We start from the raw sequence: 12660 nt of genomic DNA, 5'->3' as shown, positions 1-12660 counted from the left end.
AAAACGCGTCAAACGTGAATCTAGAGCCCCCGTTCCGATTCTATCGCAACGGAAAAGGCTCTAATCGGGAAGCGAGACCCGCCGGTCATGGCCGACCTCAAATCCGGGCGCGACCACCGCTTCCCAGGCATGGCCGTCCGGATCAGTGAAATAGCCGCAATAGCCGCCGTAGGCCGTGGGCTGCGCCGGCTTCCAGAGCGCGGCACCCTTCGAGATCGCGAACGCGAGAACGGCATCGACCTCCTCCGGCGTACGGCAGTTCCACGCCAAGGTGACGCCGCGGAACGCGGTCGGCCGCGGCTCGTCCGGGAGGGTGCGTCGGCGGCGAGCAGATGCCACGGGAACAGCCCGATCACGGTGCCGCCGGTGTCAAAGAAGGCGACATCCTCGCCGGTCGCGCGGTACTTCTGACGAAGCCGAGCGCTTCGTACAACGCGATGCTGGCGCGAATGTCGCTGACGCCGAGGGTGATGACGGTGAGGCGCGGGGTCGGGGCCTTCATGTCGGTGCTCATATTTATCTTCCTCCGTCAGCGCGAGGAGCGATAGCGACGAAGCGATCCATACTTCCCAGCGGCAATATGGATTGCTTCGCTTCGCTCGCAATGACGCCTCTGCTACCAGCTTCGTAGCCCGGATGCAGCGAAGCGAAATCCGGGACGGTCGACGTGATGACGAGATACCCCGGATTTCGCTGCGCTCCATCCGGGCTACGGATCAGAACAGGCTCAACTGCTGCCCGTTGCGCTTCGGTTTGGCAAAGTGATCGGTGGTCAGCTTGGTCCGCCGCTTGTTGAGGCCGAGCTTCTCGCAGGCGATTTCGAAGCGGCGCCCGATCATCCAGGCCATCGGGCCGGTGCCCTTCATCCGCGTGCCCCATTGCGAGTCGTAGTCGCGGCCGCCGCGCATGTCGCGGATCAGCGTGAAGACGTGGCGATAGCGGTCCGGATAATTCGCCATCAGCCATTCGCGGAAGAGGTCGCGGACCTCGAGCGGCAGGCGCAGCAGCACGTAGCTCGCTTCCTTGGCGCCAGCGTGGGCCGCCGCATCGAGGATGCGCTCGATCTCGGAATCGTTCAGCGCCGGGATCACGGGCGCGACCATCACCGTGGTCGGGATGCCGGCCTCGGTGAGCCGCTTGATCGCCTCGAGCCGCTTCGGCGGCGTCGAGGCGCGCGGCTCCATGGTGCGCGCGAGCTTCGGGTCGAGCGTCGTCACCGACAGCGCCACCTTGACCAGGTTGCGCTTGGCCATCCGGGAAAGGATATCGATGTCGCGGGTCACCAGCGCCGATTTGGTCACGATGCCGACCGGATGGCCGGCACGCTCCAGGACCTCGAGGATGCCTCGCACGATCTTCCGTTCGCGCTCGATCGGCTGGTAGGGATCGGTGTTGGTGCCGATCGCGATCATGCGCGCTTCGTAGTCGGGCGCCGCCAGCTCCTTCTCGAGCAGCTCGGGCGCGTCGGGCTTGGCGAACAGTTTCGACTCAAAGTCGAGCCCGGGCGACAGCCCGAGATAGGCGTGGGTCGGCCGCGCGAAGCAGTAGACGCAGCCATGCTCGCAGCCGCGATAGGGATTGATCGAGCGGTCGAAGCCGATGTCGGGCGAGTCGTTACGGGTAATCACCTTGCGCGAGGTATCGATTGCCACGCTGGTCTTGAACGGCGGCAGGTCGTCGAGGCTCTGCCAGCCGTCGTCGAAGGCGACCCGCGCCTCGGCCTCGTAGCGGCCGCTGGCGTTGGACTGCGCGCCGCGGCCGCGCCGCCGCTCGCCTTCGATCGCGACCGCGAGCTCGGGAAACGGGGAAGGCGCACCCGCCGGGTTATCGGAGGGCGCCGTTGCCGGCGGGTGCTTGAGGGCATGAGAGGATGCTCGGCTCATGCTGTGAAGCTAGCACAGCTTGAGAACAAATCAAGAACACGCGCGCAGAAAATCCACAGCAGCATGCTGCAAAAATCTGCAGGGGGAAATGCTGCTTTGAATATGACAAGGTGATAACACAGCGCAGCTTTTCAACCGCTTGAGCCATCGAAGCCTCAATCATGCTGAGCGTGATCATTCCGACCGACGGGGTCGAGCGCACCGCGGTCGCGACGCTGGCCGCACTGGTGCCGGGGGCGGCGGCGGGAGTCATCCGCGAGGTGCTGCTGGTCGACCGCACCAAGACCGACGTGATCGAGCGCGTCGCCGATGTCGCCGGCTGCCTCTTCATGCGCTTCGAGGGAACGCGGGCGGCTGCGCTTGCCGCCGGCGCCAAGCAGGCCCGCTCGCCATGGCTGATGTTCCTGCATCCCGGCGCCGTGCTCGACGCCGGCTGGATCGAGGAAACCACCCAGTTCATCCAGATGGTGGCGGCGAGCGGCAGGGACCGCGCCGGCATCTTCCGCTACGCCCGCGCGCCCTACACCGATCCCGGCCTGCGCGACGGCATCAAATTCGTCGCCCGGATGCTGACGGGGCCGTCGGCCGAACAGGGGCTTTTGATCGCGCGCGACCATTACGAGCGGCTCGGCGGCTTCCGCCCCGACGCCCGCCGCTCCGAGGCGCGGCTGTTGCGGCAGCTCGGCCGCTCCTCCCGCACCATGCTGCGCAGCCGCATCATGGTCGCCTGAACCTACTTGCCAAAAAACAGGGTAGTTGAGTTCCCGCCAGGGAACTTGGCCGGGAACTCGGTGTTATTCCCGGCGCGGAGGATTTTTTTAGCGGAGGCGAAGATGCGACAGGTCCTTTTGACATTAGCTGCGTTCGCGATCTCCACAGCGGCAATCTGCACCAACACCACGACTGCAAGGGCCGAAGCCGAAGGCTGGTACCTTGGCGGCGGCGGCCCGGGTACAACCACCGGCCATGTCTCGTTCCACCCCCAATGCGTACACAAGGTGCGATACGCCAGCTGCACCTGCGTGCTGAACCACGGCCATATCTGGGTCGTTCGTTAACGGCGGCGCAACGGCGCCGGGTTATCCGCCGCTCCGGCGCCCGCGTCACTGAATGGCTGAATTGATGAGAGGGCTGCGGTCCTGACGATCGATCCTTCAGGATCGCAGCGCTTTGGCCGGATTCCGGCCGGTCCGAGGCGAGTTGCACCCGCTCGCCGCGAACGGTGTTGCGCGGCCAGATCATAGTGGAGTAGAAATTCCTTGCATATTATTTGATTTCGTCAAATAATATATTTGATGAAATCAAATATCATTGACGACACCCTCGAAGGCCAGGTCGCCGCCGTCCGCGGCTTCAGCCGGTTCTATACCCGCAAGCTCGGCATCATCGAGCCGAAGCTGCTCGACAGCCCGTTCACGCTGCAGGAGGCGCGGATCATCTACGAGATCGCGCATCATGACGGCTGCACCGCGACCGACCTGGTCCGCGAGCTCGATCTCGACGCCGGCTTCGTCAGCCGCACGCTCCAGGCGCTGCAGCGTCGCCAAATCGTGACGCGCAAGCCGTCGAAGACTGACAAGCGCGTCAACGAGGTGACCCTGACCGCGAAGGGCCGCACCGCCGCCGCCGACCTCGATCGCCGCTCGCGCGACGACGTCGCCGCGCTTCTGAAACAGATGGACGGCAGCCGCCGCGCGGCCGTGGTCCGGGCCATGAGCACGATCAAGCAGTCGCTGGAACCGGTGGCGCAAAAGCCGACCGGCTTCCTGCTGCGCAGCCATCGCCCCGGCGACATCGGCTGGGTGATCTCGCGGCACGGCGCTGCTTATGCGCAGGAGTATGGCTGGGACATCAGCTTCGAGGCCCTGGTCGCCGAGATCTGCGCGCAGTTCCTCAAATCATATGATCCGGCTCACGAGCATTGCTGGATCGCGGAGGTCGATGGCGAGCCCGTCGGCTCGATCTTCCTCGTCAAGGGCACTGACGAAGTCGCCAAGCTCAGGCTGTTGCTGGTGGACGAAAAGGCGCGCGGGCTCGGCGTCGGCCGCGCGCTGGTCGAGCAGTGCATCCGCTTCGCGCGCGAAAAGAACTACACGCAGATCACACTATGGACCCAGAGCATTCTGGTCGCCGCGCGCGACATCTACCAGCGCGCCGGCTTCCGCCGCGTCAAGGAAGAGAAGCACCACAGTTTTGGCGTCGATCTGGTCGGCGAGACCTGGGAGATGGAGCTTTAGGCGCTCGCGCCCTTGGCTTTTGCGCGCCGCAGATGCTCGTCCAGCCGCGGCATGATCTCGACGAAATTGCAGGGCCGCGTGCGGTAGTCGAGCTGCGCGGCCAAAATGCCGTCCCAGCCGTCGCGGCAGGCGCCGGGCGAGCCCGGCAGGCAGAAGATGAAGGTCGCCCCGGTGACACCGGCGGTGGCGCGGCTCTGGATCGTCGAGGCGCCGATCTTGGCGTGGCTCAGCATGTGGAAGGCGATCGAGAAACCGTCCATCCGCTTCTCGAACAGCGGCTCGACCGCCTCCGGCGTCACGTCGCGGCCGGTGAAGCCGGTGCCGCCGGTGGTGATGACGGCGTCGACGCCGGGATCAGCGATCCAGCGCCGGATCACTGCACGGATCGCTTCGACATCGTCGGTCACGATCTCGCGCGCCGCGAGCTTGTGCCCGGCCACGGTGATGCGATCGGCGAGCGTCGTGCCCGACTTGTCATCGGCCAGCGTGCGGGTGTCGGAGATCGTCAGCACCGCGATGTTCAGCGGGATGAATTGCTTTGTCTCGTCGATGGACATGACTTTATCTTCTCGTCATGCCCGGGCTTGTCCCGGGCATCCACGTCTTCACACTCTATCAGAAGTAAAGACGTGGATGGCCGGGACAAGCCCGGCCATGACGGTCGATACTTCGGGCGGCCCTACAGCTACACCCCGCCGCCGAACGTGTTGCAGGCCTGCACGGTGCCCTGCTGGTAGCCGGTCATGAACCATTGCTTGCGCTGCGCGGCGGAGCCGTGGGTGAAGGAGTCGGGCACCACCCTGCCCGTCGCCTGACGCTGCAGCGTGTCGTCGCCGATCGCGTTGGCCGTGGTCAGCGCGGCGTCGATGTCGCCGGCCTCAAGGAAGCCGCGGCGCTTCTTCTCCTCGCGGTTGACCCAGACGCCGGAGAGGCAGTCGGCCTGCAGCTCGACCCTGACCTGCAGCGCGTTGGCTTCCGCCTTGCTGCCAGCCTGCTGCTGCAGCCGCGTCACCCGCGGGATGATGCCGAGCAGGTTCTGGATATGATGGCCGGCCTCATGCGCGATGATATAGGCCGCTGTGAATTTGCAGGCATTGCCCGAGCAGCCGCGGAACCGCGTCTCGACCTCGCGGAAGAAGTTGGTGTCGAGGAAGATGGTCTTGTCCGGCGGGCAATAGAACGGGCCCATCGCCGACTGCGCCATGCCGCAGCGGCCGCCATTGGTGGCGTTGCGGAACAGCACGATCTTCGGACCGGTGTAGGTCTGCCCCGAAGCCTGGAAGATCTCGCTCCAGCGATCGTCGATCTCGCCGAGGATGCCTGAAATCATGCTGCCCATCTCGTCGGTCGGCGCGCCGCGCTTGACCTGCCCGCCGCCCGACTGGCGATCGGTCTGGTAGGTCGGCGCCTGGCCGCCGCCGGTCAGGATCTCGGCGCCGCCGATCAGAATGCGCGGATCGATGCCGAAGGCATAGCCGAGCAGGCCGAGCACGATGATGGTGCCGATGCCGAGCCCGCCGCCGCCGCCCATCGGAATACCGAAGCCACCGCCGCCTCCCATTCCGCCGTCATCGCGACGGTCTTCGATGTCGTCGCTGCGGCGGAAGTCATCGTAGCGCATGGCGGTTTCCCTTCATTCCAGTCGGTGACGCAGGCGCGGTCACAGACGTAAAATTTCCATTCCGTTAATCAATAGCCTGCCCGGCAAAAATTGCCTAGTGCGCTTGCGCACTTGCCTCTCGCGCACCATCGGCCGCAGCGCAGGAAAATTTAGCAAACGAATCGCGTCGGATTCGTGGTTTTCGAATGATCCATGTGCAGCAAGCGAAATGCTGCGGCACGGAGCCAATCTGTGCCGCGCAATTCGTTGCAAAAGATATGGCAAACTTCATCGCGACAATTTTCGATTAAGTCGATTTTTACTTTGGCCCGTCAATGTGTGGCCAGTCGGTTGTTTAGTCCCGCGTCGCCGACAGCGTCGCCTGAGTCAGAGTTCTTGAGTCATGGTAGTGTCGCGTCGCGGGGCGTCTGCAAGGGCGCCCCGCACTAAATTTGAGAGCACCCCGTCGAGCCGAATCGTCGTCGGCGATTGCGTCGCCGAGCTGTCGAAGCTTCAGGCTGGCTCGGTGGATCTGGTGTTCGCTGATCCTCCCTACAATCTGCAGCTCAAGGGCGATCTCAAGCGCCCCGACGAATCCCATGTCGATGCCGTCAACGACGACTGGGACAAGTTCTCGTCGTTCGCCGCCTATGACGATTTCACCCGCGCCTGGCTGCTCGCCTGCCGCCGCGTGATGAAACCGTCGGCGACCTTGTGGGTGATCGGCTCCTATCACAATATCTTCCGCGTCGGCGCGATCATGCAGGACCTCGGCTTCTGGCTCCTGAACGACATCGTGTGGCGCAAGTCCAACCCGATGCCGAACTTCCGCGGCCGCCGTTTCACCAACGCGCACGAGACCATGATCTGGGCCGCGCGCGACGAGAAGGCCAAGGGCTATACGTTCAATTATGAAGTGCTGAAGGCCGCCAACGAGGACGTGCAGGCACGCTCCGACTGGCTGATTCCGCTGTGCACCGGCGAGGAGCGCCTCAAGGGCAGCGACGGCAAGAAGGTGCACCCGACGCAGAAGCCCGAACAGCTTCTCGCCCGCGTGCTGCTGTCGTCGTCGAAGCCCGGCGACCTCGTGATCGATCCGTTCAACGGCACCGGCACCACCGGCGCCGTCGCCAAGCGCCTCGGCCGCAATTACATCGGCTTCGAGCGTGACAGGACCTACGCCGCCGCGGCCGAAGCGCGCATCGCCGCGATCGAGCCGCTGCCGGAAGCAACGCTCGCGCCGTTCATGACCGCGCGCGAGGCGCCTCGCGTGGCATTCTCCGAACTGATCGAGCGCGGCATGATCCTGCCCGGCGCAAAACTTGTCGACGCCAAGAAGCGCCATGGCGCGCTGGTCCGTGCCGACGGCGCCATCATGCTCGGCGACAAGGTCGGCTCGATTCACCGGATCGGCGCGGTGGCGCAGGGCTCCGGCGCCTGCAACGGGTGGACCTTCTGGCACGTCGAGACCAAGAACGGGCTCAAGCTGATCGACGAGCTCCGCGCCGAGATCCGCTCCGGAATGGCGGCGGGCTGACGTTTCCGACAATTTGTAGGGTGGGTAGAGCGAAGCGAAACCCACCAATCAGAACCCGCGTGCCGATGATGGGTTTCGCTTCGCTCTCCCCATTCTACGATTCTCTGCACATCCTGCGGTTCTGCGGCGTTTTGTCCGGCGCCGCATTGCGGCGAACAAGGGCACCGTATTGAACGCTTCCGCCTTGATGCCTAGCTGAATCGGATTAGACTCGCCGTTGCCAGCCTGCCCGTTCCGATGGGGCGTCCGATGCGAAAGCAATCCGAGAGCCTGCTGATGGTGCCGCTGCTGCCGATCTTCCTGGTCGGCATGTTTCCGATGCTGCTGATCGGGCTGCTCGGCTTTTTCGGCCTGGTGATTTTTGGCGTCCTGCTGGTCTCGGTCGGACTGACCCTCGGCCTCGAAGCCCATGGCGACTTCAACGAGGAAATCATCGTCCACGGCTATGCGAGGGGGTCGGAGCGTGCCACGCAGGTCTCCAACCTGCATGCCGCGACCCGCTTTGCTGCGCTGCTCGAGGTCGCAGGCGCTTTGCTGATCGCCGCCGGCATCGCAGGCTTCCTCTATTTCGGCTGACGAGCGCGCTCGCGCCGACCTTCACAAACTCGTCGCTTGCGCCGCGAGCTGAAATTTGCGCATGAAAAGCCGCCTGCGGCAGCGCCGCCGCGTGCCGATCCCGTCGGCAACAACAGGAGTCTTTGCATGCTCAAATTCTATTTCAACGGATCGCCGAACCCGACCAAGGTCGCGCTGTTCCTCGAAGAGTCCGGCCTGCCGTTCGAGGCGGTCGCGATCGATACCCGCAAGGGCGACCAGTTCAAGCCGGAATTCCTCAAGATCAATCCGAACGGCAAGGTGCCGGCGATCGACGACAATGGCACGATCGTGTTCGATTCCAACGCGATCCTGCTCTATCTCGCCGAGAAGACCGGAAAATTCCTCCCGTCCAACCGCGCCGAGCTGCTGTCCTGGCTGATGTTCGTTGCGACCGGCCTCGGGCCGTATTCGGGACAGGCCGTTCATTTCAAGCATTTCTCGCCGAAGGATCAGGACTACGCCCACAATCGCTACCAGTTCGAGGCGCATCGCCACTACCAGATCCTCGAGGATCACCTGGCCAAGCAGCGCTACATGGTCGGCGACGCCTATTCGATCGTCGACATGGCGCTGTGGGGCTGGGCGCGCATGGTGCCGTTCGTGATCGGCGAGGAGAGCTACGCGAAGTATCCGAACGTGAAGCGGCTCGTCGACGAGATTTCGGCGCGCCCGGCGGCGGCACGCGCGGTCGCGCTGAAGGACAAGCACACCTTCAAGGCCGAGATGGACGACGAGGCGCGCGGGATCATGTTCCGCCATATGAAGACCAAGGTGGCCTGAAGCACCTCACTCTCCGTCATTCCGGGGCACGCGCTTGCGCGTGAACCCGGAATCCAGACGTCGTATGCGAGATTCTCCGATGTGCAAACGCTCATCGTAGTTCGCGCTGACGTTCGCCCCGGAATGACGACAAGCCGTCATGGGAGCAAGTACGGCTTGCCTCGGTCATGCAGGCTGTGATGGGCGATGTCGGAACGGCAGATGCCGATATCCTGCAAGTCGCGCTCGCCAATGGCGGCAAGCCGCCGCCATGCCCGCCGCCGCTCGCGCCATCGCCTGATCCGCGACAGCAGCGCCGCCAGTGCGGCCAGCATCGAACCCATGCGGGTTCGCGCCCTCCGTCGCCGGAGCGCCCTGTCGCCGGCCGTGAGGCTGCTCAACGGCGTCAGCCCGCCGCCCGTGACTGCGATGCCGGAAACGCACCGAGCGCCCGCTCGGTCAGGACCGAGTCGCAGTACTCCCGAACCTCCCTGATCTTGCCGCCGTCGAAACGAAACACCAGGCAATAGTCGTTGTCGTAGCGTTCGCCGGCCCTGGTGAGGTTGTTGCCCTTGGCTACGACCACGACGACATCGCCGTCGGCGATGATGCGATGGGCGATGGTGCGGCTGCGCTCGACCAGCCTGGAACGGACGTGGCCGTGCAGGTCGTTCATGATCGATGGCTTGCCGGTGAAGGTGCGCGACCAGGAATATTGCCCAGTCACGGTCCAGGTCGCGTCATCGGCAAGGCTTGCCATGAACAGTGAACGATCACGCACCGCGGGGTCGGGATCACCCGCGATCGCAAATATCTCCTGCACCAGTTTCTTGTTGTCGGCTGCGCTCATGGCGGCTCTCCTGTTGATGGGTGGAACCCAATCATGGCCGCACGGGCGTGCATTCTTCCAATCGATAGATGGCATGATATATATTCGTATCATGAATTTGAACGCGCTTGACCTCAATCTCCTGGTGGCGCTCGACGCGCTGCTGCGGGAAGCCAATGTCAGCCGCGCCGCGATGCGGCTGCACCTGTCGCAACCGGCGACCAGCCATGCGCTGCAGCGGCTGCGCGACCTGATCGGCGATCCGCTGCTGGTGCGCAACGGCGCGCGGATGGAGCTGACGCCGCGCGCGCAGGCGCTGCGCGCCCCCCTGGCGCAGGCGCTCGACCAGGTGCGCGCGCTGTTCGTGCCTGACGATTTCGACGCCGAACGCAGCGAGCGGCACTTCCGCCTGATGATGCCCGACCTCGCGGTCGAGCTCTTGATGCCGCCGCTGATGGAGAAGGTGACGCAGCTAGCTCCGAACGTGACCATCGAGGTGGTGCCGTGGCGGGGTCCTGCGATCTTCACGCCGGAATTCGCCCGCACCATCGACCTCGTGATCTCGATCGGCGATGCCTTCAAGGGCTTTCACCGCCAGCGCCTCTACAACGACAGCGACGCGCTCGCGGTGCGGCGCGGCCATCCGCTTCGCACCAAGCTGAACAGGCGTGACGTCTTCCTCGAGGCGCGGCATGTCGCGGTGATCATCCGCGGCCAGAACGAGGATTTGATCGACACTTGGCTGCGCGCCAAGGGCATCGAGCGGCGGATCGCGCTGGTCGTGCCGGGCTATATCGAGGCCCTGCACGTCACCGCGCGCACCGACCTCGTCGCCTTCGTGCCGCGCCGGCTGATCTCGGCGCTGGCAAAGCAATTATCGCTGGTGACCGTGCCCCCGCCGTTCGATCCCGGGATCGACGAGCAGCACATGTTCTATCCGACGAGGGCGCAGATGGACCCGGGCTCGCTCTGGCTGCGCCGGCTGATGCTGGAGACAGGACGGGAGTTGGAGGGGCGGAAAATGTAGGGTGGGCAAAGGCGCGCTTGCGCCGTGCCCACCATCCATATCGTGTTCGCGATGGTGGGCACGCTTCGCTTTGCCCACCCTACAAATTCCTTGCTCCCTGCCTTACACCTTCTGCTCCGCCAGCACCTTCTGCACGGCGGGGCGCTGCTCCATGCGCTCCCGATGCGCCTTGACCTTGGGCAGGGTCGCGATATCGACACCGTCGCCGTCGAGCCAGAGCGTGAGCGTGTAGAGATAGGCATCACCGACCGTATAGCCTTCGCCCATCACCCAGGGCCCCCTGAGCATGTCGCGCTCGATCAGGCTGAAGCAGGCGCCCATGGTCTTCGGCACCATCTTCTTCATGTCTGCGAACGAGGTCTCGTCCGCCGCCCAGCGGGCGCCGCGCATCTTGTGGGCATGCGCGACATGCACGGTGGAGCAGAGATAGGAGTTGAAGGCCTGGAGCTTAGCGAATTCGAAGGCGTCGTCGAGCGGCGCGAGCTTCGCCTGCGGGAAGGTCTGCGCGATGTAGGCCAGCATCGCCGGCGTCTCGGTCAGGATGCCGCGATCGGTCACCAGCGTGGGCACGCGGCCCTTCGGGTTGATCTTCAGGTATTCCGGGCTGTTCTGCTGGTTGGTCTTGAAGTCGACCTTCTCTGTCGTATAGGGCGCGCCGGCCTCGGCGAGCGCGATATGGGAGGCGAGCGCGCAGGTGGCGGGAGCGTAATAGAGCTTGAGCATAGTGTAGTCCTCTTCGGGCCTTGTCGATCCGTTCAGGACCCGGCCTCGCTTCTTGTTTGGGCGCCATCGCAGGCCGCGGGACGTTAGCGGCAGCGCCCTCCGCCGTCCATCCCCGCCACGCCTTCGCGGTTGCCCATAGCGGCGCTGTCGTGCCATGACCTCAGTCAATCACGAGGAGTTGTCATGACCGTATTGATCGCGGGTGGCGGAATCGGCGGGCTGACGCTGGCGCTCAGCCTGCACCAGATCGGCGTTCCTTGCCGCGTGTTCGAGAGCGTGCCCGAATTGCGACCGCTCGGCGTCGGCATCAACGTGCTGCCGCATGCGGTGCGCGAACTGATCGAGCTCGGCCTGCACGACCGGCTCGACGCGTCCGGCGTCCGGACGCGGGAGCTCGCCTATTTCTCCAAGCACGGCAAGCCGATCTGGAGCGAGCCGCGCGGGCTCGAGGCCGGTTACAAATGGCCGCAATTCTCGATCCATCGCGGCCGGCTGCAGCAGATCCTGCTCGATGTCGCAACCGAACGGCTCGGGCGCGACAACATCCTGACCAGCCACCACCTCACCGGCTGGACCGAGACGCCGGACGGCGTCCGCGCCGACTTCATCGACAAGGCGACCGGCAAGTCCGCCGGGAGTCATGAAGGCGCGATCCTGATCGCGGCCGACGGCATCCATTCCGCGGTGCGCGAAAGGCTCTATCCCTTGGAGGGCCCGCCGATCTGGAACGGTCGCATCCTCTGGCGCGGCATCACGCGGGCGAATGCCTTCCTCACCGGCCGCACCATGATCATGGCCGGGCATGAGGTGCTGAAATTCGTCTGCTATCCGATTTCGAAAGCGCCTGGCGCCGACGGCAAATACGACATCAACTGGATCGCCGAGCGGCACATGCCGCCGACCTATCAGTGGCGCCGCGAGGACTATAACCGCACCGCCAAACTCGACGAATTCCTGCCCTGGTTCGAGAGCTGGAATTTCGACTGGCTCGACGTGCCCGGCCTGATCAAGAACTGCGCCCACGCCTATGAATATCCGCTCGTCGATCGCGATCCGATCCCGCAATGGACGTTCGGCCGCGTCACGCTGATGGGGGATGCCGCGCACCCGATGTATCCGATCGGCTCCAACGGCGCCTCGCAGGCGATCCTGGATGCGCGGGTGCTGACGCGCGAGATCCTGGCGCAGGGGCCGACGCATGCGGCGCTCACCGCCTACGAGGCCGAGCGGCGGCCCGCGACCAGCGAGCTTGTGATGCTGAACCGCCGCAACGGGCCGGAGCAGGTGATGCAACTCGTCGAGGAGCGCGCGCCCGACGGCTTCAACGTCGTCACCGACGTGCTGTCGCAGCAGGAGCTGGAAGACATCGCCGCCAACTACAAGCGCGTCGCCGGCTTCCAGGTCGAGGGTCTGAACGCCAAGCCGCCGATCGTTCCGCGCCGGGACGCTGTGTGAGCTGACGCAACCT

At 64.7% G+C, this 12660-nt stretch carries 14 protein-coding genes and 1 pseudogene; 8 read left to right on the top strand and 7 right to left on the bottom strand.

Features of this window, described 5'->3' with window-relative positions:
* Positions 1 to 60: 60 nt before the first annotated feature.
* Both ACFFWD_RS44235 and ACFFWD_RS44230 read right to left on the bottom strand, forming a co-directional pair.
* Positions 61 to 514, bottom strand: a pseudogene (locus ACFFWD_RS44235) (VOC family protein).
* A gap of 202 nt (positions 515 to 716) precedes the next feature.
* Positions 717 to 1883, bottom strand: coding sequence for a PA0069 family radical SAM protein (locus ACFFWD_RS44230; protein ID WP_376975760.1), 1167 nt, complete (start codon positions 1881 to 1883; stop codon positions 717 to 719).
* Positions 1884 to 2044: 161 nt separating this feature from the next.
* On the opposite strand from ACFFWD_RS44230, the gene ACFFWD_RS44225 reads away from it, so the two are divergent.
* The 3 genes from ACFFWD_RS44225 (at position 2045) to ACFFWD_RS44215 (ending at position 4120) form a co-directional block, all read left to right on the top strand.
* Positions 2045 to 2614, top strand: a complete 570-nt coding sequence (locus ACFFWD_RS44225) for a glycosyltransferase family protein (protein ID WP_376975759.1) — start codon at positions 2045 to 2047, stop codon at positions 2612 to 2614.
* Positions 2615 to 2716: 102 nt separating this feature from the next.
* Entirely contained in the window at positions 2717 to 2941 is a 225-nt protein-coding gene (locus tag ACFFWD_RS44220) for a hypothetical protein (protein ID WP_376975758.1), read from the top strand.
* Between the two features lie 237 nt (positions 2942 to 3178).
* Entirely contained in the window at positions 3179 to 4120 is a 942-nt protein-coding gene (locus ACFFWD_RS44215) for a bifunctional helix-turn-helix transcriptional regulator/GNAT family N-acetyltransferase (RefSeq protein ID WP_376975757.1), read from the top strand.
* Here ACFFWD_RS44215 and moaB read toward each other — a convergent pair.
* Together moaB and ypfJ are read right to left on the bottom strand one after the other, a co-directional pair.
* Positions 4117 to 4677: a molybdenum cofactor biosynthesis protein B gene (gene moaB / locus ACFFWD_RS44210; protein ID WP_376975756.1), complete on the bottom strand. Its 561-nt coding sequence runs from the start codon at positions 4675 to 4677 to the stop codon at positions 4117 to 4119. The genes ACFFWD_RS44215 and moaB overlap by 4 nt on opposite strands.
* 128 nt (positions 4678 to 4805) lie before the next feature.
* The gene (ypfJ, locus tag ACFFWD_RS44205; RefSeq protein ID WP_376975755.1) at positions 4806 to 5741 is read right to left on the bottom strand and encodes a KPN_02809 family neutral zinc metallopeptidase; all 936 of its coding nucleotides are present in this window, start codon (positions 5739 to 5741) and stop codon (positions 4806 to 4808) included.
* Between the two features lie 382 nt (positions 5742 to 6123).
* Here ypfJ and ACFFWD_RS44200 point away from each other — a divergent pair, with 382 nt between their 5' ends.
* The 3 genes from ACFFWD_RS44200 (at position 6124) to ACFFWD_RS44190 (ending at position 8634) form a co-directional block, all read left to right on the top strand.
* On the top strand, positions 6124 to 7257 hold the full coding sequence (locus ACFFWD_RS44200) for a site-specific DNA-methyltransferase (RefSeq protein WP_376975754.1): 1134 nt from the start codon (positions 6124 to 6126) through the stop codon (positions 7255 to 7257).
* Positions 7258 to 7506: 249 nt separating this feature from the next.
* A complete protein-coding gene (locus tag ACFFWD_RS44195) occupies positions 7507 to 7833 on the top strand; it encodes a hypothetical protein (RefSeq protein ID WP_376975753.1) in 327 nt (108 codons plus the stop codon).
* Positions 7834 to 7959: 126 nt separating this feature from the next.
* Positions 7960 to 8634, top strand: coding sequence for a glutathione S-transferase family protein (locus ACFFWD_RS44190; protein ID WP_376975752.1), 675 nt, complete (start codon positions 7960 to 7962; stop codon positions 8632 to 8634).
* 137 nt (positions 8635 to 8771) lie between these two features.
* On the opposite strand, the gene ACFFWD_RS44185 is transcribed toward ACFFWD_RS44190, so the two are convergent.
* Together ACFFWD_RS44185 and ACFFWD_RS44180 are read right to left on the bottom strand one after the other, a co-directional pair.
* Positions 8772 to 8957: a YjiS-like domain-containing protein gene (locus ACFFWD_RS44185; protein WP_376975751.1), complete on the bottom strand. Its 186-nt coding sequence runs from the start codon at positions 8955 to 8957 to the stop codon at positions 8772 to 8774.
* A gap of 62 nt (positions 8958 to 9019) precedes the next feature.
* A complete protein-coding gene (locus tag ACFFWD_RS44180; protein WP_376975750.1) occupies positions 9020 to 9463 on the bottom strand; it encodes a nuclear transport factor 2 family protein in 444 nt (147 codons plus the stop codon).
* A gap of 91 nt (positions 9464 to 9554) precedes the next feature.
* Between ACFFWD_RS44180 and ACFFWD_RS44175 the strand changes: the two genes are divergently transcribed.
* Positions 9555 to 10469, top strand: coding sequence for a LysR family transcriptional regulator (locus tag ACFFWD_RS44175; RefSeq protein ID WP_376975983.1), 915 nt, complete (start codon positions 9555 to 9557; stop codon positions 10467 to 10469).
* Between the two features lie 102 nt (positions 10470 to 10571).
* On the opposite strand, the gene ACFFWD_RS44170 is transcribed toward ACFFWD_RS44175, so the two are convergent.
* Positions 10572 to 11192 (bottom strand): glutathione S-transferase family protein, encoded by a 621-nt coding sequence (locus ACFFWD_RS44170; RefSeq protein WP_376975749.1) that lies wholly within the window; start codon positions 11190 to 11192, stop codon positions 10572 to 10574.
* A 183-nt stretch (positions 11193 to 11375) separates the two neighbouring features.
* Between ACFFWD_RS44170 and ACFFWD_RS44165 the strand changes: the two genes are divergently transcribed.
* Positions 11376 to 12647 (top strand): flavin-dependent oxidoreductase, encoded by a 1272-nt coding sequence (locus ACFFWD_RS44165; RefSeq protein ID WP_376975748.1) that lies wholly within the window; start codon positions 11376 to 11378, stop codon positions 12645 to 12647.
* Positions 12648 to 12660 lie beyond the last annotated feature (13 nt).

Source organism: Bradyrhizobium erythrophlei (assembly GCF_042430365.1).
Taxonomy (GTDB): domain Bacteria; phylum Pseudomonadota; class Alphaproteobacteria; order Rhizobiales; family Xanthobacteraceae; genus Bradyrhizobium; species Bradyrhizobium erythrophlei.
Note: the sequence above shows the minus strand (reverse complement) of the source record. Positions and strands in the feature narration are given on the sequence as shown.